The organism is Kribbella capetownensis (assembly GCF_004331485.1).
In the GTDB taxonomy this organism is placed as follows: Bacteria; Actinomycetota; Actinomycetes; order Propionibacteriales; family Kribbellaceae; genus Kribbella; species Kribbella capetownensis.
Genome location: NZ_SJKD01000003.1, coordinates 273,915 through 295,352, shown reverse-complemented (window position 1 = coordinate 295,352; position 21,438 = coordinate 273,915). Strand labels below are relative to the sequence as shown.

Sequence of the window (21,438 nt, the reverse complement as noted above, 5' to 3'; positions counted from 1 at the left end):
ACTGAGACACTGGGTCGGTGGATGCCGACCTGGTCGCCGTATTGCGCTGTCCCGTCTGCGCGGACGCCCTCGCCCTGACCGACCGTACGGCGCGCTGCCCGCAGGGGCACGCGTACGACCTGGCCAAGCAGGGCTACCTCAATCTGTTGCCCTCGGCATCCACCGGGATCGACGGCGACTCGGCTGCGATGGTCGGCGCCCGTACGGTGTTTCTCGGCGGCGGTCACTACACCCCGATCCGGGACGCGCTGATCCTCAACGCCGCCGCGAGCCTGCAGCCGGACGGCGAGGAGCTGATCGTCGAGGTGGGCGCCGGCACCGGCTACTACCTCGCCGGTGTCGTCGGTGCCTCAGGCGCCCGCCGCGGCCTCGCCCTGGACGTCTCCAGGTACGCCGCCCGTCGCGCGGCCAAGGTGGATCGGCGGATCGGTTCCGTGGTGTGCGACGCGTGGCAGCAATTGCCGCTGATGGACAACTCCGCCCACCTGATGCTGAACGTGTTCGCGCCGCGCAACGCTACCGAGATGGCGCGGGTCCTCGCACCGGGTGGTTCGCTGCTGGTGGTGACACCGAATCAGGAGCACCTCGCCGAACTGGTCGGCGTACTGGGGCTCGTCACGGTCGATGAAGAGAAGGAACGCCGGCTACAGGAATCACTCTCCGGTGCGTTCGTGAACACCGGCCGGGAGGTCGTCGAAGAGACGATGCGGCTCGACCGGGGTGCGGTGGAGCAGTTGGTACTGATGACGCCGAGTGCGCGTCATCTGAACTATCGCGAGCTGGCGCAGCGGCTCGCCGTACTGCCCGAACCCTCGATCGTCACGTTGTCGGTCACGCTGTCGACCTGGCAGCTCGCCCGATCCGATGCCGGCTAGCACGGCACCGCACCAGGCTCACAGTCAGGCTGCGTTGGCGATGAGTTCGCGGGCTACCACGGTGCCGTGTTGCTCAGCGGCGACGCGGGCTTCGGACTCGGAGACCTTGGACGCATCGACGAGCTCCTCCATACCCGGGGTGACCGGGGCAAGGGTGAGTTCGGCGGCGGCGGTACGGATGTTCATGCCGAAGATGTCGGCGAAGACCCGCTCCAGGTACGGCGTGGCGTGGTCCCAGCCGTGCTTCGGGGTGCCGGGGCTGTAGCCGCCGCCGCGGGCGAGGGTGAAGATGACCGGCCGGCCCGCAGTCCCACCGGTGCCGCGGACCAGCTCCGGGTCGATCAGCAGCAGGTCGATCCAGGTCTTCACGTTGTTGGCGATGCCGTAGTTGTACAGCGGGACGGCGAGCAGGATCGCGTCCGCGGCCTTGACCTCGTTCGCGAGCTGCTCGGCGAGGGCCTTCGCCTCCGCCAGCGGAGTGCGGTCCGCGCCCTCGGCGGGCGTGGCGCCCACCTGAGCCGCGGCCAGCGTCGGCCAGATGGTCGAAGGCAGCGGGTGCAACCCGAGATCGCGGCGGACCACGATGCCGTCCGGGTGCTCCGCCTTCCAGGCCGCCTCGGCGCTGTCCGCCAGGGCGCGGCTCACCGATCCTTCGACCCGGATGCTGGCGTCGACGCGTAACAGGGTGGTCATTCGTTCATCTCCATCAGGTTTGGGGGCGGCTCGTTAACGAGCTGTCCTGAAGATAATCTGTGAAGCAGAACATATTCAAGTCAGATCGTATTCCGAGTGGCGTACACCACGTACGATGGGAGCCGTGACCAGTGCTTCGTCCGAGATCGGGACCCGCGCAGCCAGAGGAGCGCCGCACCGGAGCGCCAGCGGTGCGCCGGTCGAGACGGACCTCGGCTGGGCCCTGGGCGTCGTCTTCCGGCGCTACGCGAAGGCGGCCGCCGCGGTGCTCGACGACGTACCGGGCGGCCCGCGCGGCTACCAGGTGCTGGCGACCGCGCATGGGGACGGCCCGAAGCGCCAGCTCGATCTGGCGGCCCAACTCGGCGTGGACCGGACCGTGATGACCTACCTGCTGGACGACCTGGAGAACGCCGGCCTCGTCCAGCGACAGCCTGACCCGGCCGACCGCCGAGCGCGCCTGATCGTGGCGACCGAGCAGGGCCGGGAGACCCTGTGTGAGCTGGAAGAGCGACTGGCGACGGCCGAGGACGAGGTCCTCGGAAGCTTGGAGGACTCCGAGCGCGCCAGCTTCCGGATGCTCCTGCAGCGGGTGGCGGTCAAGGCCGACACGGTCGACCCACTGCACAACGCGTGTGTCCTCGCCGACGAGAACGTGGACCCGGCCGACACCTGACGATTTGGGTCAGTGCAGCGGGACGAAGCCCGACTCGTAGGCCCGGATGACGGCCTGGGTGCGGTCCCGGGCGTTCAGCTTGGCGAGGACGTTCGCGACGTGGGTCTTGACCGTCTGCAGGCCGAGGATGAGCTCCGTGGCGATCTCCGCGTTCGACAGTCCGCGCGCCATCAGACGCAGTACCTCCTGCTCCCGTTCGGTCAGCTGGTATTCGTCCAGGCCGGTCGGTCGCGGCGACCGCCCTCCTGCGTGGGCCTGGGCCAGCGCGCGGATCGCCTCGGGGAACAGCAGTGACTCGCTCCCGGCGACCGTGCGGATCGCCGCGATGATGTCGTCCGGCGGGGTCCGCTTGAGCAGGAACCCGGACGCTCCCGCGCGCAGGGCGTCGTACACGTAGTCGTCGTTCTCGAACGTCGTCACCACCAGCACACGCGGCGCGGGGTCGAGGTTCTCCAACAGCAGCCGGGTCGCCTGGATCCCGTCCACGGCAGGCATCCGGACGTCCATCAGCACCACGTCGGCGCCGGTACGGCGGACGACCGGCAGCACCTCCGCACCGTCGCCGGCCTCGCCCACCACTGTGAGATCCGGCTCGGCGTTGATGATGGCGCGCAGCCCGCTGCGGATCAGCGGCTCGTCGTCGACCACGACCACCGACAGATTCATGTCATCCCTTCGTCGTCACGGCGACCGGCAAGGTCACGGCCAGCCGCCAGAGCGGCCCGTCCAGACCTGCCGCCACGGTGCCCTGCAGTACGGCGACCCTTTCACGGATACCGGCCAGACCACGGCCGCCGCCCGAGTGGTCGGACGTACCGCTCACCGGGTTCGTCAGCTCGAGGCGGAGACCGGAGCCGTCCAGCCGGATGGAGAGGTCGATCGTGAGCTCGCCGGCCCGGTGGCCAGCGTGGCGGATCGCGTTGGTGAGGCCCTCCTGGACGATCCGGTAGGCCTCCCGGGAAACCGCCGCCGGCAGCCGTTCCAGGTCGCCGTCTCGCCGTACGTCGACCGTGATACCGCCGGCCCGGGTGGCGTCGACCAGTCGGTCGAGGTCGCCGAGCGTCGATTGCGGGGTCGTCTGCGACCCTGGACGCCGGTCGTCGCGCAGGAGCCCGAGCACGTGGTCGAGCTCGGCCAGTGCGGATCGGGCGGATGTTTCCATCGCGGCCAGTGCCGTCTCGGCGAACTCCGGATCGGTCGCCAGCACCCGGCGGGCGGCGGCCGCCTGGATGGTGACGAGACTGAGCGCGTGCCCGACGCTGTCGTGCAGCTCGCGGGCCAAACGGTTGCGCTCGGCAAGTGTCGCCGTACGGCGCTCGAGCAACTCGATGCGCTCTGCGGCGGTCGGCCCGAGTACGCGCGGAGCCAGGTGGGCGAGCAGGGCACCCACAGCCGCAGAGAGCAGGAACAGGCCGACGATCCCGCCCACGGCCGCGGCCGGTAGCCACAGATCGCTCCAGCCGCCAGTGATCTCGTACGTCCAGCCCGGCACGATGTCCCGGGTGCCACGGGAGCGGAACGGCACCGCGAGCCAGATCGCTCCGACGCCGAACACGATCGTGCTGAGAATGCCGATCGCGCCGCCGGCGACCAGATGCAGGCAGAACCAACTCGCCGTCCGGCGGCGCTGCGGCCAGGTCCGAGCCGGACCGAGCGGCCGCTCCTCGAACCGGACGCCGAGCAGCGACTCGACCGCGATCCCCTCGACCTCACGGACCGCGGGCAGTACGCCGAGGGCGATCGGCGGACCGGCCGCGATCACCGCGATGACGATGCCGATGGCAACTTTCGGCAGCTGGAGATCCTGGGCCACCGCGACCAGCGCACTGTCCACCAGGATGAACGCGAGCACCAGCGCCGCACCCAGCAGCAGGTAGACCCAGCGCAGGTACGTCGACGCCCGGCCGAGGCTGGTGACCGCGTGCAGCAGGGCCGGCGCCCCACGCACGGGACGCGCCGATCCGCGCACCAGCCCGTTCGCCACCCCTCCATGGTGTCAAATGCCCGGGCCGGAGACCTCCCTCCGGGGAGTGAGCACCGCGACGGGCCGGTCAGCCCCGGGTCATGGCCCCGGTTACGTGCCGTGCGTCACTCAAAACTGACGGTTTACACAAATTTGACACCGAACGGACAGTTTCTGAGCCTGCGGCCGTCGCGATCTGCTGTCCGGGCAGGTACGGTCTGTGGTCGGGGCGGGATGCCTGTCCACCACGGGCAGGTAGGGGAAACGGCTCCAGGACGGGTGGCCGGAGGGCTCTGCGGGGACCTGGCACGGGGACGTAAAGTCCCGGTGAAGTCGCCGAAGGCCGATTGACCACCTTTCTGTATTTGATGTTTGATCAAATATCGGGACGAGAGAGGTCGATATGAGGTTGAGGCGTTCCGTCATCGCGTTGGTGGCGGTCCTGGGGCTCGCCCTGGTCAGCGCGTGCAACAACGACGATGAGGGAAAGCAGGCCGACACCGGCCTGACCAAGGTCAGCTATCTGACCTCCTTCAACACCTTCGGCCGGGAGGCCTACGCCTACGTGGCCCTGGAGAAGGGCTACTTCAAGGACGCCGGCTTCGACGTCACGATCAACCCGGGCTCCGGCACGGTCGACGTGATGAAGCTGGTGGCCGGCGGCCAGGCCGACTACGGCATCGGTGACTTCACCGGCGCCGTCATCACCTTGGGCAAGCAGAAGCTGCCGGTGACCACGGTCGGGATGATCCACCAGCGCTCGCTGGCCGCGATCGTCTCGCTGGAGGGCTACGGCATCACCAAGCCGCAGGACCTGGTCGGCAAGTCTGTCGGCGACCAGCCGGGCTCGACCAACACGGTGATGTTCCCGGTCTACGCCAAGGCGGCCAAGATTCCCGCCGACAAGACCGACTTCATTCCCTCCCCGCCGCCGGCGCTGCCGCAGCTGCTCGCGTCCGGGAAGGTGCCGGCGATCGGCCAGTTCGTGGTCGGCGTACCGCTGGTCGAGAAGGCGGACCCGAAGCACCGCAAGGCCGTCGTACTGCCCTACGGCGACGTACTGCCGGACCTGTACGGCAACGCGATCATCACCCGGACCGACCTGGCCAAGGACCACCCGGACCAGGTGAAGAAGTTCACCGCCGCGCTGCTCAAGGGCCTGCAGGACACCATCGACGACCCGGCCGCGGCCGCCGCGACGCTCAAGAAGTACGTGCCGCAGACCGACGTCGGGGTCGCCACCGAAGAGCTCAAGCTGATGAAGCCGTACGTCAAGCCGGACGGCTTCAACGACCCGCTCGGCTCGGTCGACCCGCAGCGGGTGCAGACCATCCTGAACCTGCTCGACGAGGCCGGCGCGATCAAGCCGGCGGGCTCGGTCAAGGCCGAGGACGTCGTCAGCGCCGACCTCGCGCCGAAGAGCTGAATCGCGTCAATGATCCGGCTGGACGGTGTGGGGCAGGTCTTCGACGGACGCGAGGGCCAGGTCACGGCCCTCGAGGAGATCGACCTGCACGTCCAGCAGAACGAGTTCGTCACGTTGATCGGCCGGTCCGGGTGTGGCAAGTCCACCCTGCTCCGGCTGATCGCGGGCCTGATCTCACCGACGTCCGGCACGGTCCGGGTGGCGGGCGACCCCGTCACCGGTCCGCGCCGGGACGTCTCGTTCATGTTCCAGCGGCCGGCGCTGCTGCCGTGGCGGTCGGTACTGTCGAACGTCATGCTGCCGATCGAGATCGACGGCGGCGAGGGCGATCGGGGCAAGGCGGCGTACCGCGACCGGGCCCACCAGTTGCTGGAGCTGACCGGGCTGACCGGATTCGAGCGGCGGCTGCCGCACGAGCTGTCCGGTGGCATGCAGCAGCGCGTCTCACTGTGCCGGTCGCTGATCCGCGATCCGCAGGTGATGCTGATGGACGAGCCGTTCTCCGCACTCGACGCGCTCACCCGGACCGAGCTGTCCGAGGAGTTGCAGCGGATCAAGATGGAGCTGGACACGACGATCGTGTTCGTCACCCACTCGATCGAGGAGGCCGTGCTGCTGGCCGACCGGGTGGTCGTGCTGACTCCGCGGCCGGGCCGGCTGCGTGAGGTCGTCGACATCGACATCCCGCGGCCACGCACCCTGGGCCAGAACGCACACCTGACCGAGGTCGCGCGGATCAGTGGTCTGCTGCACGGTCTGCTCGCGGAGAAGGTCGCACCGGTCGAGGAGCCGGCGCCGCGGCAGGTGGACGAGGTGCGGCCGCGATGACCAAACGGTCCTGGCTGAAGGACTCGCCGGCCGCGGCGGTGCTGCTGCCGATCATCGGCCTGGCCGGTGCGATCGCACTGTGGTGGCTGGCCACGATCGTGTTCGGGATCGAGTCCTACCTGTTGCCGAGTCCCAGGGACGTCGTCATCAGCTTCATGGACCAGCCGTCGTACCTGCTGACCGAGACCGGGACGTCGATCCTGGAGACGGTCGAGGGCTTCCTGCTGGCGATCGTGGTCGGCGTACCGATCGCGCTGCTGATCGTCCGGTCGGTGCTGCTGGAGCGGCTGGTGTACCCGCTGCTGCTGATGGTGAACGCGATCCCGAAGGTCGCGATCGCACCGCTGCTGGTGGTCTGGATGGGCTTCGGTCAGTGGCCGAAGGTGGTGATGGTGCTGCTGGTCTGCTTCTTCCCGATCGTCATCTCGACCGCACAGGGGATGAAATCGACGCCGATCGAGTTGGTCGAGTTGCTCCGGTCGCTGAACGCGAGCCGGACGCAGGAGTTCTTCAAGCTGCGGCTGCGGTACGCGATGCCGCAGATGTTCACCGGCCTGAAGGTGGCGATCTCGCTGGCGGTGATCGGTTCGGTGATCGCCGAGTTCGTTGGCACGACCCACGGATTGGGCTACGTGATCTATCAGTCGGGTGCGAGTGCGGACACGCCGCTGGCGTTCGCCGCGATCACCCTGCTCAGCATCCTGAGCATCGTCTTGTTCTACATACTGGTCCTGCTGGAGCATCTGTTGCTGCCGTGGGCGCAGGAATCGCGGTGAGGGCCCGGTGACCGCACAAGCCTCCGACGCCGACCGCCGGGTCCTGGTCCGGCCGGCCTGGCTCGAAGCCACCGTCTCGGCCGTCTTCACCGCGCTCGGCTTCGACCCGGCCGACTCCACCAAGATCGCGGCTGCCCTCGTCGAGGCGGACTTACGCGGAGTAAGTTCGCACGGCATCATGCTCGTCCCGATGTACGTCGAGCGCCTCAACGCCGGCGGCGTCACCCGGGAACGCGAGCTCGACATGCTGTACGACGCGGGCGCGGCGATGGTCGTGGACGCGCGCGGCGGGATGGGACAACTGTCCAGCCCGCAGGCGATGGGCCACGCGATCGAGCGGGCCGGCCGCTACGGCCTCGGCTTGGTGTCGGTCCGCAACGCACACCACTTCGGTGCGGCCAGCCGCTGGGCCATGCAGGCCGGTCAGGCCGGATGCATCGGCGTCGCGATGTCCAACACCACGCCGCTGATGCCCGCGCCCGGTGGCGCGGAGCGGCTTGTCGGCAACAACCCACTGGCGATCGCGGTGCCCACCTCGGCCGGGGTGGAGATCGTCCTCGACATGGCTCTGTCGGCGGTTGCCCTGGGCAAGATCCGGCTGGCCGCGTCGGCCGGGCGGCCGATCCCGGAGACCTGGGCCACCGACCCGTCGGGCACACCGACCACGGATGCCGAAGAGGCCGTCCTGGGCATGCTGCTGCCGGCGGCCGGGCACAAGGGCTTCGGTCTGGCGCTGATGATCGACGTACTGACCGGCGTACTGAGCGGTGGCGGCTGGGGTGACCAGGTCCGGCCGCTGTACCGGGAGCCGGATCGGCCGAACGACTGCGCGCATCTGTTCCTGGCCATCGACCCGGAGTTGATGGGCGGGGTGGAGAGTTTCCGGCGGCGCTCGTCGGGGCTGGCCGCGCGGGTGCGCGGGAGTGCGACCGCGCCAGGGGTGAACCGGCTGTACCTGCCGGGGGAGATCGAAGCGGAACGGGCAGCACACCAGCGGCGGCACGGCGTACTGATCGAGAGGTCGGGGCTGGACGCGCTGCTGGCTGCCGCGCGGGCGGTCGGTGCCGTCGTTCCGGCGGGAGGGGTACTGAGCTGATGCCGAAGAAGCAGATCTCGACGGACACGCTGCACAGCCCGAACGGGGTGTTCTCACAGGCCACCACGATCGAGGCGACCGGGCGGCTGGTGTTCGTCTCCGGGATGACCGCCCGGCGTCCGGACGGCAGCATCGCCGGTGCCGGCGACATCAGGGAGCAGACCCGGCAGGTGCTGGAGAACGTGCAGGCGGCGGTCCAGGCGGCCGGCGGCACGCTCGCCGACGTGTGCCGGGTGGATGTGTACGTGCGCAACATGGAGGACTTCGCCAAGATCCACGAGATCCGGGCGCAGTACTTCGCCGAACCGCTGCCGGCCTCGACCATGGTCGAGGTCAGCAAGCTCGCGCATCCTGACTATCTGATCGAGATCAACGCGATCGCGGTGGTCTCATGACCGGGGGTGACTGATGCGCGGCGTCGAGTGGACCTGAGATGCGGTACGTGATGGTCGAGCACGCGGGCCGGGAGCGGCCGGGCGTGCTCGACGGGGATTCGGTCTTGTTGCTGGAGGCAACGGACCTGACGGCGGTGATCGCGACCGGCGCCGTACCGACGGGGGAGAAGATTCCTTTCTCCGAAGGATTGCTGCGGCCGCCGTTGCGGCGATTCCGCCGCGACATCCTGTGCACCGGGTGGAACTACTGGGACCACTTCGAGGAGAGCCAGGGCAAGCGCGAGGGCCAGGACGTGGACCGGCCGAAGCACCCGACGTTCTTCACCAAGGGCCCGGACGTGGTGATCGGCCCGTACGACGACATCGCCTGGGATCCGGCGATCTCGGTGAAGTGGGACTACGAGGCCGAGGTCGCACTGGTGATCGGCAAGACCGGTCGGAGCATCCCGGTCGACCAGGCGCTCGACCACGTCTGGGGTTACACCCTGGCGAACGACGTGTCGCAGCGCGACCTGCAACGGGCGCACGGCGGGCAGTGGCTGAAGGGGAAGAGCATCGATGCGACCATGCCGCTCGGCCCGTGGATCGTCACAGCCGACGAGCTGGGAGATCCGCAGGATGTGCAGCTGCAGTGCCTGGTGAACGGTGAGGTGCGGCAGGACGCGTCGACGCGCCAGATGGCGTTCGACATCGCCACTCTGATCAGCGAGCTGTCGTTCGGCATGACACTGCGACCCGGTGACCTGCTGCTGACAGGCACACCGGCGGGCATCGGCAACGCGCGGGAGCCGCAGGTGTTCCTGCAAGAGGGTGACGTCGTGGTGACGCGGGCAGACAAGATCGGCGAGCTGCGCAACACCGTGGTCCGGCAGGTGTTGTCATGACCGGTCCACTCGAGCTGTTGCCCGGTGGCGGACGCGGTGGCCGTCGTACCCTCGCAGAACATGCCGCCGCCGAACTGCACCAGCTGATCCTGTCCGGAGAGCTCCCGAGTGGTACGCCGTTGCGCCTGGTGGAGCTGGCGAATCGGCTCGAGATGAGTCAGATGCCGGTCCGGGAAGGACTCCGGCGGCTGGAGGCACTCGGACTGGTCGAGATCATCCCGCACCGCGGTGCATGGGTCCGCGACCTGTCGCTGGAGGATCTGCGGGACACGCACGAGACCCGGCTGGCATTGGAGAGCCTGGCGGTGCGTGCGGCGGCGGAGCGGTTCACCGACGGAGATTTCCAGCGGGCCGCCGCGGCGTTAGCCGAGCACCTGCGGTTGTCGCGGGCGGAGGATTCGATCGGTGCCCGGCAGGCGCATGCGGACTTCCACTTCACGCTCTACCGGGCCAGCGGCTCGCAGTGGCTGTCCCGGGCCATTGAGCCGGTCTGGCAGAACAGCGAGCGGTACCGGTTCGGCAGCCGGCCGACCGACTTCCTGATCGAACGGAACAGGCAGGAGCACCAGGCCATCCTGGACGCGTGCGTCGCCCGCGACTCGGCGGCGGCGGAGCGGGCTCTGCGCAACCATCTCGCCGGCGCGTTCCAGCGGATCACCGAGACCATGACGAGGCGGGCCGAAGGGAATCAGCGCGGCCCGTCGACCCAGAAGGAGACGTCATGAAGGTGAACTTCGACGCGGCCGGTGAAGTCGTGGTGATCACCGGCGGCGCGCAGGGCATCGGTGCGGCGCTGGCAGCGGCTGTCAACGCCTGCGGTGGAACGGCGGTGGTCTTCGATGTCGTGAAGCCGGCCGACGCCGCGGTGGAGTACGTCGAGGTGGACGTGGCGGACCGGGCGGCGGTGGAGTCGGCTGTCGCGTCCGTGCTGACTCGGCACGGGCGGATCGATGGTCTGGTCGCCGGAGCGGCAGTGCAGCCGCGGGCGCAGGTGCTGGACACGGATCCGGCTGACTGGGCCCGGGCACTCCAGGTCAACCTCAACGGTGTGGTCTGGGCGTGTCAGGCTGTCGTACCGCATCTGGTGGCTCAACGGTCCGGATCGGTCGTCGTGTTCACGTCCGGTCTGGCCGCGAGCGGTTATCCGGGTGCGTCGGCGTACGCGTCGAGCACGGCGGCGCTGGTCGCGTTCGCCAAGTCGCTGGCCGCGGAGGTGGCCGAGCACCGGGTCCGGGTGAACGTGGTCTCGCCGGGCGTGATCGACACCGAGCAGTTCCGCGGAGCGAACGCCGGTGCGGACCGGGACCACTGGCGCGACACCATAGGTATCGGCGACCCCGAGGACGTGGTCGGCCCGTTGCTGTTCCTGCTGTCCGACGCTGCGGCGATGACCGGGTCGATGCTGACCCGGGAACGCGCCTTTGCCAAGCTCACGAGCTTTGTGGAGTGATGTGTGACTGATCAGCTGCCTGTTGCGGTGGTGGGTGCCGGCCCGATCGGCCTGACGACGGCTCTCGGCCTGGCCCACTACGGTGTCTCGTTCGTGCTGCTCGAGGAGGACGCCGTCCTGTCCTCCGACACCAAGGCCGGGACGACGCTCAGCCGGACCCTGGAGATCTGGAACCGGTACGGCGCCGTCGACGGCATCCTGGCCGCCGCGCTGCGGATCGACGAGATCGGTGACATCGACCGGGCCACCAACACACCGCGGGCCTCGGTGCAGCTGGCCGAACTGGTCAACGACACCCAGTTCCCGTTCGTGATCAACCTGCCGCAGCAGAAGATGGAGCCGATCCTCGCGGCCGCTCTGCCGCAGCCGGTCCTGACGCAGCACAGGATGACGTCGTTCGAGGTGCGCGACGACCGCGTCGTGCTGCAACTGGAGACGCCGGACGGGCCGCGTGAGCTGGAGGCGTCGTACCTGCTCGCGTGTGACGGCGGCCGGAGCAAGATCCGGGACGCGCTCGGCGTGAAGGTGGTGGGGGAGACCCTGCCGGAGCGGTACATGCTGATCGACGTCGTGGTCGATCTGGACGTCGACAACGCGCGCGACTACCCCTACCTGGCGTACTTCGCGGACAAGTCCGAGTGGATGGTGCTGATCCGGCAGCCGGACAACTGGCGGTTCCTGTTCCCGCTCGGCCCGGGCACGGAGCCGCCGAGCGACGAGGACATGCTGGTCAAGGTCAAGCAGTTCATCGGCGAGGTGGACCGGATCGAGCTGATGGGCTCGGTGGTCTACAACGTGCACCACCGGGTCGCTGAGCAGTGGACTGCGGACCGCAGGGTGTTCCTGATGGGTGATGCGGCGCACCTGATCACACCGATGTGGGCGCTGGGTCTGAACACGGGTGCTCTGGACGCGTCCAACCTGCCGTGGCGGCTGGCCTGGGTACTGCGCGGCTGGGCCGATCCGTCGTTGCTGGACGGCTACGAGCAGGAGCAGCGCCCGGTGGCGATCAACGGCTCGGGTGAGATGGCCGAGGCTGCCCGCAAGTACATGTCGCACCAGCGTGGTGCCGTCACCGAGACCGCGGGCGACTGGGCGACGGCGTACAACCGCACGCTGCTCAGCGTCCGGCTGGATGTGGAGGGCACCGGGGACTGGTCGATGGTGGCCACCGCTGCAACCCCTCCCGCCGTACGGGCCGGTGACCGGGCGCCTGACCTCGTGCTGCAGAGCCCGACCGGTCGCGTGACGATCCACGACCTGTGCCGGGACTCGTTCGTCGCGCTGTACTTCACCGATGTACGGCGTCGTCCGGACATCCCCGTCAACGACTCGCCGGCGTTGAAGCACTACGCCGTCTCCCGGTGGGACGCGCCGCACGACTCCGGTCTCCGGGACCGGTCCCTGTTCGACCCGGGCAGCATTGCCACGAACAGGTACGGCGTACCCGCGGAGAGCGTCGTACTGGTCCGGCCGGATGGGCACATCGCCGCGGTGGCTCCGATCGCCGCCGGTGTGGCCGAGGAGCTGTACACCCATGTGACCGGGCGGGAGGTCCCATGAGCTTCGACGAGTCGCTGCGAGAGGTGCTGCTGCAGACGGACGACCTGGAGTGGGTGGAGAAGTCGCTCGACGGGTTGTCGCACAAGATGCTGTGGCGTGACCCGGAGACCGAGGCCTCGATCGCACTGGTGCGATTCGAGAAGGGGTCGGGGATCCCGTCGGAGCACAAGCACGCGTCGAACCAGTTCATGTTCTGCCTGTCCGGGCGGTACGTGTACCTGCCGACCGGGACCACGCTGACCAAGGGCAGCTTCTACTGGAACCCCAAGGGTGTGGTGCACGGTCCGACCCGGGCCGAGGAGACCTCGATCCTGCTGGAGGTGTACGACGGGCCGCACTATCCGGAGCGCCCGTCGTTCTACGACAACGACGAGGACGCCCGCTGACATGGCCGGCTGGGACATCCACACCCACCTGATACCGCCGACCGTTCTGTCGGCGGCGTACAAGGGTGAGTTCGGGCTGGGCGTCGACAGCGGCTCGCTGGTGGCCGGCGAGGAGCGGCTGCCGCTCAAGCGTTTGGCGGATCCGGCCGCACTGCTGCGCTGGATCGACGAGCAGGACCTGGACGGCGCGGTGGTGTCCGTGCCGCCCGCACTGTTCCGGTACGACGCCGGCGTCGAGTGGGCCGAGTTGGTCAACCAAGGCCTTCGTGAGCTCGCCACGCCGCAGCTGCGCGTGCTGGGCCACCTGCCGCTGCTGGATGCCGAGGCGCCGTCTGTTGCCGCGTCGCTGGCCGGTGAGGGTGTCTTCAGCGGCTTCGCCCTGGGTACGCCGAGCTACGCCGGGCTGGACCCGGTGTGGCGGGTGCTGCACGAAATCGAGGCTTTCACTCTTGTTCACCCGGGCCACAGTGACGACGAGCGCCTCCAGTCGTTCTACTTGACGAACCTGTTGGGGAATCCGTACGAGACCGGCCTGGCCGCGGCGTCACTGGTCTTCGCGGATGTGGTGGGCCGGTTTCCGGGGATCCGGTTCTGTCTGTGCCATGGGGGTGGGGTGACGGCAGCGGTGGCGGGGCGGTGGCAGCGTGGGATCGATCAGGCGCGGCCGGGCATCGTCGCGCCCTCCTTGCCGGTGGCCGACGCGTTGCGCCGGTTCTACGTGGACGACCTGGTGCACGACGAAGGAGTGCTGGAGCTGCTCGGGAAGACCTTCGGGGCGGAGCGGGTGCTGGCTGGGAGCGACTGGCCGTTCCCGATGGGCAGCGACGGGATCGTGGCCGCGCGAGCGACGGCGGCCGACGAGCTGACCAGGCCGCTGGCTCGGGAGGTTGTCGCTTCGTGAGACGCGCTCTTCGTCAGAGCGTGGGTGTGATCAGATATCAAATCGTGAACGGGGTAGAGGCATGAACGTACGGGGGCCGGTCCTGCGAAGTCATGGGCCGGGACTGCAGTTGAAGACCGAGCACATCGATCTGGTCGCGGGGCCAGGGGAGACGCTGGTCGAGATGCGGCTTGCCGCTGTGACCCAGCAGGACCGGTCGGTGCTGGCCGGTAAGCAGCCGACCCAGCCGTTCGTCCCGGGCTCGGAGGGCGCCGGCGTCGTGGTCAGCTCTTCCGTCCATGAGGCGGGGACTCCGGTGGTGATCCGCGGCGAGGGCGTCGGCCTCACCAGGCCCGGCCTGTGGGGCCGGTACGCCGTTGTACCGGACGCCGCCGTACATCGTCTGCCTGCTGGGCTAGAGCCTGCGGCGGCTGTGACCCTGCTGACTCCCGCGTTGACCGCTCACACCGCAGTACGACGGGTTGCAGGCGTACTCGAGGGTGAATCGGTAGTGGTCACCGGGATCGGCGGACTGGTCGGGCGACTGTGTGCTGCGGTGGCGCGGTCGGCCGGTGCGTCGCGGGTGATCGGACTGGCCTGGGCCGGTGAGCGTGTCGATGCGGTGTCTGGGTTGGTCGACCAGATCGTCCGAGTGGACGAGTTGGGGCAGGTCGGCCGTGAGCTGCAGTGGTGCGATGCCGCGATCGACACCGTCGGTGGTCCGGTGACCAGTGGGGTGCTCGGACACATCACTCCGGGCGGACGGATCGCCGTACTCGGTTACAAGGCCGGCGAGTTCACCACCATCGATCTGCATCAGCTGATCGGTCGGGACCTGCGGGTGCTGCCGGTGAACGTCCAGCGGACCACAATCGAGCCCGGTGCGGTCGGCCAGGCGCTCGCGGACGTCGCACTCGCGCAACCCCGAGCGGACGCCGAACTGGTGGCGGCGGATCGCGTGGGCGAGGTTCTGGACGGGTCGATGATCGGTGGACGTGTTCTGCTGGACCTCACGACGCTGAACTGACTGCCTGTTTTAGGCTGCCTGGGCTAGACCGGTGATGCTCCGGGCTGGGCAATCTGTTGCCGGAATGCCCGAGAACACCCGGTGGCGGATACGGTTACCTCCCAGAGCTTGTCTGCGCTGAAGGAGAGAGGCAGCCCGTACCCGATGACCCGACGACTCGAGCTCACACCTGGGGGACCGACCGGCCGTCGTACTCTCGCCGAAGAAGCCGCCGCCGAGTTGCACGAACTGATCCTTTCCGGTGAGCTCCCGAGTGGTACCGCGCTCCGGCTCGAAGAGCTCGCCAAGCGGCTGGACATGAGCCAGATGCCGATCCGCGAAGGACTGCGGCGGATGGCAGCGCTCGGACTGGTCGAGATCGTGCCGCACAAGGGCGCGTGGGTGCGTGAGCTCTCGATGGAGGATCTGCGCGACACGCACCAGACCCGGCTCTCCCTGGAGACGCTGGCGGTCCGGGCGGCCGCGACCCGGTTCGCCGACTCGGATGCGACCCAGGCCCGCGACGCGCTGGCCGAGCACGTCCGGCTGTCGAAGCTCGGCGACAACATCGCGTCCCGGCAGGCGCACACCGAGTTCCACTTCGCCATCTACCGGGCCGGTGGATCCCGGTGGCTGCCGCGGGCGATCGAGCCGGTCTGGCAGAACAGTGAGCGCTACCGGTTCGGATCCCGGCAGACGAAGGCGCGGATCGAGCAGACCCGACGCGAGCACCAGGCCATCCTCGACGCGTGCATCGCGCACGACGAGGAGGGCGCGGAGGCGGCCCTGCGTGACCACCTGGAAGGCGCCATGCAGCGCATCAGCGAGACAATGGCCCGCCGCTCCGCCAAGCCCTAGGCCAGTACTTCGAACCGGTCCTGCTGCCAACCGGACGCGTCGAAGACCGCTCTGAGGAGCAGTCCATCGCCGCGGCCGCCGTACGTCGTGACGAGCTCGGGCAGCACCTTGGTCCCGAGACCGTCGTAGTACTGGTCCATCGCTCGGCGCCGGGACAGCTCGGGTGCGCCGGAGATCTCCTCCAGCGCTCTGCTGTCGGGGCAGCCGACCACCTGTCCGGAGCCGACCTGCTCGTCCGGCAGCAATTGCCGCACGAGCTCCTCGCCGGCGCGGACGTCCTCGGCGCGCAGCCTGGCTCCCAGGGTGCGGCACGGGTGTCCTTGGACGGCGAGCTGCACGGCCCGGGAGACGGCGATGTGGTCCGGGTGACCGGTGAGGCCGTCGCTGCCGACGGTGAGGACCAGCTCCGGCGAGATGTCGCGGACCGTCCGCTCGACCGCTTCCGCGACTTCTCCCTGGTCAGCACTCGCCACTGTCCGCGGTCCGTTCCTGCCGCCGTCGTCGATCCACTGACCGGACTCTCCGAGCCAGTCCCATTCGTCGATCCCGAGCAGCTCGCAGGAGCCGGTCAGCCGCTCGGCCGCCGTACCCATGCCCGGTGTGGCGACGCGGAGGACGACGCGCCAGCCGGTGGAGTTCAGCACCCAGGTCGCGGCGCCGGTGGCGAACACCTCGTCGTCCGGGTGGGCGTGGACCACGAGCGCCGTACGCATCCCGTGGTCAGTCGGCCAGCCGGGCCGGGAAGCCGCCCGTCGCGATCGGGCTCCAGCGCTCCGGCGTGATGCGGATCAGGCACTTGCCCTGCGCCCGCATGGCCTCGCGGTACTCGTCCCAATCGGGGTGCTCACCGGAGATGGACCGGTAGTAGTCGACCAGCGGCTCGACTGCGTCCGGCAGCTGGATGACCTCGCCCCGGCCGTCCACCTGCACCCACGCGCCGTTCCACTCGTCGGACAGCACGACCACACTGGTCCGCGGGTCGCGCTCGACGTTCGTGCTCTTGGCCCGCTCCGGGTACGACGAGATGACGATGCGGCCCTCGCCGTCGACACCACCGGACACCGGCGACGCTTGCGGCGTACCGTCCGCCCGCGTGGTGATCAGCAGCATGTGGTGACGGGGCCGGACGAATTCCAGCAGTCCGTCCAGATCGGTCTTGGTGTTGGTGGCAATGGTCCTCGGCATGCCTCCCACCCTATGTTCGATCAGCACACGGGGAGGTCCGCTGGGGTGATCAGTTGCTCCAGCTCGTCGTCGCTGAGCCGGTTGATCAGGTGCTTCGCGCGCTGCGCCTGCGGGGTCGTGGGGAGTACGCCGTCGAGCAGGTCGGGCAGGAGGAGCTCGTAGCCGGCGCGGGCGCGGGGTGAGTACCGGTGCCTGGTCCTGGCCACGGCGCTGGCGACCCGGATGGCGTGCTCGTTGCCGGCAGGTACGTCGGGCCGGTCCACCTCGCGGGCGGCGAACCGGAAGCCGTTGGCGCGGTCGCAGCTCGTGCAGCCGGCCGGGCCTGCGCCCAGGCCGGAGCCGCATTCCGGACAGGTCAGCTGCTTGAGTGCGCCGTCCACCACGCGCCACCCGAACTCGGAGGTGTCCTGCAGGACGACCTCGGCCAGTTCACGCTCCTCCGGCGTACTTTGGTGGACGCCGGAATCCGCGCAGAACCGCTGCCAGGCGGCGTCGATACTGTCCTCGATCCGCTGCACGGCGGTGATGAACCGCGGATGATCGACCCGTCGCATGCTCTGGACTCTAGCTGTCGCGAGGGCTGTGGACAGCCGCATTGACATGATCGAACAGGTGTTCGAACATAGGTCTATGACGGGGGTCAGCGCAATGGACCAGAAGCCGGGCCAGAAGGTCACGGCGCTCGACCACGCCCGCCAACTCCTCGCCCGAGCCAAAGCCCAGAAAGCCGCCCAATCCCAGCCCCCAGACCCCGAACTCACCCCCACCACCCGCCTCCCCTCCTCCGACGCCTCCACCACCCACCTGACCCCCTCCTGCCCCGCACGTCCCACCTCCGGCGGCGACCTCGCCCACCTCACCCCTCCCGCCGAGTCTGCTCGCCCCACCCTGTCCAGCGACCCCTCCGACTCCACCCCCTCCGGCGTCCCATCCCACTCCGCCCGCTTCTCCTCGCCCCACCCCGGTTCGTCCACCGAGCCTGCTCACCCCACCCTCTCCAGCGACCCCTCCGACCTCACGCCCTCCGGCGTACCGTCCCACTCCGCCCGCTTCTCCTCGTCCCACTCCGGTTCGTCCGCGGAGCCTGCTCGGTTTGTGCCTTCCGCGGAGCGGATGCGGCGGGTGCAGCAGGCGTTGGACGCCGGCGAGGTGGATCGGCAGCTGCCCACGCTGCCGGCCGTCGCCGAGCTTCTGCCCGGGGCCGGCCTGCGCAGCGGGGCGGTCTACTCCGTGAGTACTTCGTCCGCCCTCGTGATGGCGATGATGGCCGGTCCGTCCGCCGAGGGTGCCTGGTGCGGAGTGGTCGGGATGCCGTCGTTCGGCGCGGAGGCGGCGCGAGGGCTCGGGGTCGACCTGGAGCGCCTGGTGCTGGTGCCGGACCCTGGGCAGGACTGGCTCAACGTCGTCGCCGCACTGGTCGACGCCCTGACCGTGGTCGTCGTCCGGCCGCCTGGCGAGGTGACCCCGGGGGAGGCATCCCGGCTCGCCGCCCGCCTGCGGACCCGGAAGGCGACGCTGATCTCGGTCGGTTCCTGGCCGGGGAGCGAGGCCCGGCTGGAGGTGGAGAGCAACGCCTGGACCGGCCTGGGTGACGGCGAAGGGCTGCTCTCGGCCCGGCAGGCGACCGTCGTGGTGAGCGGCCGCAGAGTCGTCGGTGGCTCCCGGCGGCACCAGCTCTGGCTCCCCGCCCCGGACGGCACCATCCGCCCGGTCGGCCCCGCCCACGAAGAAGCCCCAGGCTGGCCGGCAGAGACCACCTGGCCCGAAGAGACCGCCTGGGCCAAAGGAACGGCCTGGCCGGAGGAGGCGGTGGGCTGATGGGTGGTGGGCTGACGCGCACGTTGGTGATCTGGGTGCCGGACTGGCCGGTGACCGCGGCCGCTGTGGCAGCGGGCCGTTCCCCGGACGAACCGATTGCCATCCTCGAGAAGGGCAAGGTCCTCGCCACCTCCGCCGCCGCACGGGCCGGCGGAGTACGCCGCGGTCTGCGCGCCCGGGACGCGCAGTCACGCTGCCCGGAGCTCGTCGTACTGAAGTACGACCCGGTGATCGACGCCCGGGCGTTCGACCCGGTGATCAGTTGCCTGGAGGCGATCACGCCCGGCATCCAGGTGATCCGCCCGGGCATGTGCGCGTTGAAGGCGCGCGGCCCGACCCGGTTCTACGGCGGTGAGTTCGCGGCCGCGGAGAAGCTGCTCGACCGGCTCGAGACCTTCGAGGTCCTGGGTGGCCGGGTCGGGATCGCCGACGGCCCGTTCGCGGCCGAGCAGGCGGCCCGGGCGAGCTCGGCGCGGACGCGGATCCTGGTGGTCCCGCCCGGCGGGTCACCGGAGTTCCTTGCGCCGCTGACCGTCGACGTACTCGAGCAACCGCAGCTCACGGACCTGCTCCGCCGGCTCGGGCTGCGGTCGCTGGGTGCGTTCGCGCAGCTTTCCGCCACCGAGGTGCTGACGCGGTTCGGTCCCGACGGTGCCTTCGCCCACCGGCTGGCCCGTGGGTCCGACGACCGCCCGGTGGTGGCTCGGGAGATCCCGCCCGAGCTCACCCGCACCCTCGACTTCGAGCCGGCCGTGGACCGGGTCGACCAGGTCGCCTTCGCGGTCCGCTCGGTCGCCGACGAGCTGATCGCCCGGCTGACCGAGCTCGGCCTGGTGTGTACGACGCTCCGGGTCGAGGTCGGCACCGAGTCCGGGCGGATCCACGAGCGGGAGTGGCTGCATCCGCGCTGGTTCTCGGCGGCCGACGTGGTGGACCGGGTCCGCTGGCAGCTGCAAGGGAGCGGTACGGCGACCAGCGAGCTGACCTCACCCGTCGTGCGGCTGCGGCTGGTCCCCGATCAGGCGGATCCGGTCGGTGCACATGTCGACGGACTGTGGGGCGGCGGGCCGGACGAGCGGATCCACCGAGCGCTGTCCCGGGTGCAGAGCATGCTCGGTCATGGCGCTGTCGCGTCGGTGGTGATCGGCGGCGGCCGGGGGTTCGCGGAGCGGCAGACCCTGGTCCCCTGGGGCGACCGCCCGGTGCCGGCTCATCCACCGGACCAGCCGTGGCCGGGCGCGATCAGCTCCGTCGACCCGTCCCGCTGGCCGACGCTCGCGCCCACCACGATCTTCCCCGCGCCGCTGCGGGCGAAGGTGTACGCCGAGGACGGCAGCGAGGTCTCGGTCAGCGCCCGGGGCGCCCTCTCCAGCGCCCCCACCGCCTTCCGCCTGGACCCGGCCCCACAAGTTGCCGACAGCAACAAGCTGCACCCGATCACCGCCTGGGCCGGCCCCTGGCTGACCCACGAACGCTGGTGGGATCCCAGCACCGAGTCCCGCCAGGCCCGTTTCCAGTTCCAGACCGCCGACACCCGCGCCTGGCTCTTCACCCTGCACCGAACCACCTGGCAAGCCCAAGCCACCTACGACTGAGACTCAGGCCACCCGGAAGACCGTCTTGCCCGAGGTGGTGGCTGATTCCAGCTGCTGATGAACGGCCGACGCGGCCGCCAGCGGCTCGATCTGGGGATCCGGCAGCGTGAGCCCGCCGGACTCGAGGGCGCTCAACGCGTCCGCCAGATAGTCACCGATGGTGGCGGGAGAGCGCCGGGCAAGATCGCCGATGTTGAAGCCGGCGATGGCCTTGTTGGTCTTCCACAGGTCCCAGACGTCAGCGGTCCAGTCCTCGTGCCGGCCGAGGTCGCCGTACACCACGACTCGGCCGAACGGAGCGAGTGCTTCCAGGCTCGCCGTGCGGACCGGGCCGCCGACCGGGTCGAGCACCAGGTCGGCGCCACCGCCGTCGGTGGCATCGAGCACCTGTCCGGCGAAGTCGTCGCGGCTGAACAGGGCGTCGTACCCGAGGGATCCGGCCAGTGCGAGCTTGTCCGCCGAGCCGACCGTGCCGAAGATCCGGTCCGCACCCAGCGTGCGCGCGATCCTGGCCGCGGCCGAGCCGACACCACCGGCTGCCGCGTGGATCAGCACCGTGTCGCCGGCACGCAACCGGCCGGCGTCGTGGAGTACGCCGTACGCCGTCGGGAAGACGCACGGCAGTCCGGCCGCCACCGCCGCCGGTACGCCGCCGATCGGCCGGACGAAGGTGGCATCGGCGACGGCGTACTCCGCGTAACCGCCGAACCCAGGTAGGTACGCCGCGACTGCCTCGCCCTCGGTGAGACCGCCAACGCCGGCTCCGATCGCGGCGATCACCCCGGAGACCTCCAGGCCCGGTACGTCGTACCCGTCGGGTCCGTCAGGCGCACCGAACTCGCCCCGGCGGTGCTGCACCTCCGCGAAGTTCACGCCCGCGTACGCCACCTGGATCAGCACCTGCCCGTCGCCGGCCGCGGGGACCGGACGATCGATCTCCTCGAAGACCTCGGGTCCACCGTTGGTCCTGAAGGCAAGCGCACGCATGAAGGGTCCTTCCGATCGGCCGCAGCGGTGACCGCCGACAACCTCTGGCCCGGCCCGGATATTCCGTGCGCCTCCGAGCTTCGGCGCAGTTAGGTTTG

General features: G+C 69.6%; 24 protein-coding genes. 17 read left to right on the top strand and 7 right to left on the bottom strand.

Annotation, left to right across the window (positions count from 1 at the left end; genetic code table 11):
• The first annotated feature begins 17 nt into the window (after positions 1-17).
• Complete coding sequence (locus E0H75_RS16175) at positions 18-875, top strand: putative RNA methyltransferase (RefSeq protein WP_131514372.1); 858 nt, start codon at positions 18-20, stop codon at positions 873-875.
• Positions 876-899: 24 nt separating this feature from the next.
• Here E0H75_RS16175 and E0H75_RS16170 read toward each other — a convergent pair whose 3' ends face one another.
• The gene (locus E0H75_RS16170; RefSeq protein WP_131514371.1) at positions 900-1,568 is read right to left on the bottom strand and encodes an FMN-dependent NADH-azoreductase; all 669 of its coding nucleotides are present in this window, start codon (positions 1,566-1,568) and stop codon (positions 900-902) included.
• A 115-nt stretch (positions 1,569-1,683) separates the two neighbouring features.
• On the opposite strand from E0H75_RS16170, the gene E0H75_RS16165 reads away from it, so the two are divergent.
• A complete protein-coding gene (locus E0H75_RS16165) occupies positions 1,684-2,244 on the top strand; it encodes a MarR family winged helix-turn-helix transcriptional regulator (RefSeq protein ID WP_131514370.1) in 561 nt (186 codons plus the stop codon).
• A 9-nt stretch (positions 2,245-2,253) separates the two neighbouring features.
• On the opposite strand, the gene E0H75_RS16160 is transcribed toward E0H75_RS16165, so the two are convergent.
• Positions 2,254-2,910 (bottom strand): response regulator transcription factor, encoded by a 657-nt coding sequence (locus tag E0H75_RS16160; protein WP_131514369.1) that lies wholly within the window; start codon positions 2,908-2,910, stop codon positions 2,254-2,256.
• Position 2,911: 1 nt separating this feature from the next.
• Positions 2,912-4,228: a sensor histidine kinase gene (locus tag E0H75_RS16155; RefSeq protein WP_238163052.1), complete on the bottom strand. Its 1,317-nt coding sequence runs from the start codon at positions 4,226-4,228 to the stop codon at positions 2,912-2,914.
• 382 nt (positions 4,229-4,610) lie between these two features.
• Between E0H75_RS16155 and E0H75_RS16150 the strand changes: the two genes are divergently transcribed.
• From E0H75_RS16150 to E0H75_RS16090, 13 genes are all read left to right on the top strand, one after another.
• Positions 4,611-5,633, top strand: a complete 1,023-nt coding sequence (locus E0H75_RS16150) for an ABC transporter substrate-binding protein (protein WP_131514368.1) — start codon at positions 4,611-4,613, stop codon at positions 5,631-5,633.
• A 9-nt stretch (positions 5,634-5,642) separates the two neighbouring features.
• On the top strand, positions 5,643-6,461 hold the full coding sequence (locus E0H75_RS16145; RefSeq protein WP_131514367.1) for an ABC transporter ATP-binding protein: 819 nt from the start codon (positions 5,643-5,645) through the stop codon (positions 6,459-6,461).
• A complete protein-coding gene (locus tag E0H75_RS16140; RefSeq protein ID WP_131514366.1) occupies positions 6,458-7,237 on the top strand; it encodes an ABC transporter permease in 780 nt (259 codons plus the stop codon). The genes E0H75_RS16145 and E0H75_RS16140 overlap by 4 nt, the downstream gene beginning before the upstream one ends.
• A 7-nt stretch (positions 7,238-7,244) precedes the next feature.
• Positions 7,245-8,333: an Ldh family oxidoreductase gene (locus E0H75_RS16135; RefSeq protein WP_131514365.1), complete on the top strand. Its 1,089-nt coding sequence runs from the start codon at positions 7,245-7,247 to the stop codon at positions 8,331-8,333.
• On the top strand, positions 8,333-8,728 hold the full coding sequence (locus tag E0H75_RS16130) for a RidA family protein (protein ID WP_131514364.1): 396 nt from the start codon (positions 8,333-8,335) through the stop codon (positions 8,726-8,728). Before E0H75_RS16135 ends, E0H75_RS16130 begins: the two co-directional genes overlap by 1 nt.
• 38 nt (positions 8,729-8,766) lie before the next feature.
• Positions 8,767-9,612: a fumarylacetoacetate hydrolase family protein gene (locus E0H75_RS16125; RefSeq protein WP_131514363.1), complete on the top strand. Its 846-nt coding sequence runs from the start codon at positions 8,767-8,769 to the stop codon at positions 9,610-9,612.
• On the top strand, positions 9,609-10,337 hold the full coding sequence (locus E0H75_RS16120) for a GntR family transcriptional regulator (protein ID WP_131514362.1): 729 nt from the start codon (positions 9,609-9,611) through the stop codon (positions 10,335-10,337). The genes E0H75_RS16125 and E0H75_RS16120 overlap by 4 nt, the downstream gene beginning before the upstream one ends.
• Positions 10,334-11,062, top strand: a complete 729-nt coding sequence (locus E0H75_RS16115; protein ID WP_131514361.1) for an SDR family NAD(P)-dependent oxidoreductase — start codon at positions 10,334-10,336, stop codon at positions 11,060-11,062. Before E0H75_RS16120 ends, E0H75_RS16115 begins: the two co-directional genes overlap by 4 nt.
• A 3-nt stretch (positions 11,063-11,065) precedes the next feature.
• Positions 11,066-12,625: an FAD-dependent monooxygenase gene (locus tag E0H75_RS16110; protein ID WP_131514360.1), complete on the top strand. Its 1,560-nt coding sequence runs from the start codon at positions 11,066-11,068 to the stop codon at positions 12,623-12,625.
• Positions 12,622-13,011, top strand: a complete 390-nt coding sequence (locus E0H75_RS16105) for a cupin domain-containing protein (RefSeq protein WP_131514359.1) — start codon at positions 12,622-12,624, stop codon at positions 13,009-13,011. The genes E0H75_RS16110 and E0H75_RS16105 overlap by 4 nt, the downstream gene beginning before the upstream one ends.
• Position 13,012: 1 nt before the next feature.
• The gene (locus E0H75_RS16100) at positions 13,013-13,912 is read left to right on the top strand and encodes an amidohydrolase family protein (protein WP_131514358.1); all 900 of its coding nucleotides are present in this window, start codon (positions 13,013-13,015) and stop codon (positions 13,910-13,912) included.
• A gap of 61 nt (positions 13,913-13,973) precedes the next feature.
• On the top strand, positions 13,974-14,918 hold the full coding sequence (locus E0H75_RS16095) for a quinone oxidoreductase family protein (protein WP_131514357.1): 945 nt from the start codon (positions 13,974-13,976) through the stop codon (positions 14,916-14,918).
• Positions 14,919-15,062: 144 nt separating this feature from the next.
• A complete protein-coding gene (locus E0H75_RS16090; protein ID WP_131514356.1) occupies positions 15,063-15,755 on the top strand; it encodes a GntR family transcriptional regulator in 693 nt (230 codons plus the stop codon).
• On the opposite strand, the gene E0H75_RS16085 is transcribed toward E0H75_RS16090, so the two are convergent.
• Genes E0H75_RS16085 through E0H75_RS16075 form a run of 3 tightly spaced genes read right to left on the bottom strand, consistent with a single transcriptional unit; the run spans position 15,752 to position 17,494 of the window.
• Complete coding sequence (locus tag E0H75_RS16085; protein ID WP_131514355.1) at positions 15,752-16,468, bottom strand: PIG-L deacetylase family protein; 717 nt, start codon at positions 16,466-16,468, stop codon at positions 15,752-15,754. The two genes, E0H75_RS16090 and E0H75_RS16085, sit on opposite strands and share 4 nt — an antisense overlap.
• Before the next feature lie 7 nt (positions 16,469-16,475).
• The gene (locus E0H75_RS16080; protein ID WP_131514354.1) at positions 16,476-16,940 is read right to left on the bottom strand and encodes a PPOX class F420-dependent oxidoreductase; all 465 of its coding nucleotides are present in this window, start codon (positions 16,938-16,940) and stop codon (positions 16,476-16,478) included.
• Positions 16,941-16,960: 20 nt separating this feature from the next.
• A complete protein-coding gene (locus E0H75_RS16075; protein WP_131514353.1) occupies positions 16,961-17,494 on the bottom strand; it encodes a hypothetical protein in 534 nt (177 codons plus the stop codon).
• Positions 17,495-17,570: 76 nt separating this feature from the next.
• Between E0H75_RS16075 and E0H75_RS44125 the strand changes: the two genes are divergently transcribed.
• A complete protein-coding gene (locus E0H75_RS44125; RefSeq protein ID WP_238163051.1) occupies positions 17,571-18,758 on the top strand; it encodes a hypothetical protein in 1,188 nt (395 codons plus the stop codon).
• Positions 18,758-20,353: a DNA polymerase Y family protein gene (locus tag E0H75_RS16065; protein ID WP_165553784.1), complete on the top strand. Its 1,596-nt coding sequence runs from the start codon at positions 18,758-18,760 to the stop codon at positions 20,351-20,353. The genes E0H75_RS44125 and E0H75_RS16065 overlap by 1 nt, the downstream gene beginning before the upstream one ends.
• 3 nt (positions 20,354-20,356) lie before the next feature.
• Here the strand turns inward: E0H75_RS16065 and E0H75_RS16060 are convergent, their stop codons facing one another.
• On the bottom strand, positions 20,357-21,340 hold the full coding sequence (locus E0H75_RS16060; protein ID WP_131514352.1) for a quinone oxidoreductase family protein: 984 nt from the start codon (positions 21,338-21,340) through the stop codon (positions 20,357-20,359).
• Between the last annotated feature and the right edge of the window lie 98 nt (positions 21,341-21,438).

Coding starts and splice junctions, on each gene's coding strand:
- E0H75_RS16170 (WP_131514371.1), bottom strand. CDS start 1,568: ATGACCACCCTGTTACGCGTCGACGCCAGCATCCGGGTCGAAGGATCG.
- E0H75_RS16165 (WP_131514370.1), top strand. CDS start 1,684: ATGGGAGCCGTGACCAGTGCTTCGTCCGAGATCGGGACCCGCGCAGCC.
- E0H75_RS16160 (WP_131514369.1), bottom strand. CDS start 2,910: ATGAATCTGTCGGTGGTCGTGGTCGACGACGAGCCGCTGATCCGCAGC.
- E0H75_RS16150 (WP_131514368.1), top strand. CDS start 4,611: ATGAGGTTGAGGCGTTCCGTCATCGCGTTGGTGGCGGTCCTGGGGCTC.
- E0H75_RS16145 (WP_131514367.1), top strand. CDS start 5,643: ATGATCCGGCTGGACGGTGTGGGGCAGGTCTTCGACGGACGCGAGGGC.
- E0H75_RS16140 (WP_131514366.1), top strand. CDS start 6,458: ATGACCAAACGGTCCTGGCTGAAGGACTCGCCGGCCGCGGCGGTGCTG.
- E0H75_RS16130 (WP_131514364.1), top strand. CDS start 8,333: ATGCCGAAGAAGCAGATCTCGACGGACACGCTGCACAGCCCGAACGGG.
- E0H75_RS16125 (WP_131514363.1), top strand. CDS start 8,767: ATGCGGTACGTGATGGTCGAGCACGCGGGCCGGGAGCGGCCGGGCGTG.
- E0H75_RS16120 (WP_131514362.1), top strand. CDS start 9,609: ATGACCGGTCCACTCGAGCTGTTGCCCGGTGGCGGACGCGGTGGCCGT.
- E0H75_RS16115 (WP_131514361.1), top strand. CDS start 10,334: ATGAAGGTGAACTTCGACGCGGCCGGTGAAGTCGTGGTGATCACCGGC.
- E0H75_RS16105 (WP_131514359.1), top strand. CDS start 12,622: ATGAGCTTCGACGAGTCGCTGCGAGAGGTGCTGCTGCAGACGGACGAC.
- E0H75_RS16100 (WP_131514358.1), top strand. CDS start 13,013: ATGGCCGGCTGGGACATCCACACCCACCTGATACCGCCGACCGTTCTG.
- E0H75_RS16095 (WP_131514357.1), top strand. CDS start 13,974: ATGAACGTACGGGGGCCGGTCCTGCGAAGTCATGGGCCGGGACTGCAG.
- E0H75_RS16090 (WP_131514356.1), top strand. CDS start 15,063: ATGACCCGACGACTCGAGCTCACACCTGGGGGACCGACCGGCCGTCGT.
- E0H75_RS16085 (WP_131514355.1), bottom strand. CDS start 16,468: ATGCGTACGGCGCTCGTGGTCCACGCCCACCCGGACGACGAGGTGTTC.
- E0H75_RS16080 (WP_131514354.1), bottom strand. CDS start 16,940: ATGCCGAGGACCATTGCCACCAACACCAAGACCGATCTGGACGGACTG.
- E0H75_RS16075 (WP_131514353.1), bottom strand. CDS start 17,494: ATGCGACGGGTCGATCATCCGCGGTTCATCACCGCCGTGCAGCGGATC.
- E0H75_RS44125 (WP_238163051.1), top strand. CDS start 17,571: ATGACGGGGGTCAGCGCAATGGACCAGAAGCCGGGCCAGAAGGTCACG.
- E0H75_RS16065 (WP_165553784.1), top strand. CDS start 18,758: ATGGGTGGTGGGCTGACGCGCACGTTGGTGATCTGGGTGCCGGACTGG.
- E0H75_RS16060 (WP_131514352.1), bottom strand. CDS start 21,340: ATGCGTGCGCTTGCCTTCAGGACCAACGGTGGACCCGAGGTCTTCGAG.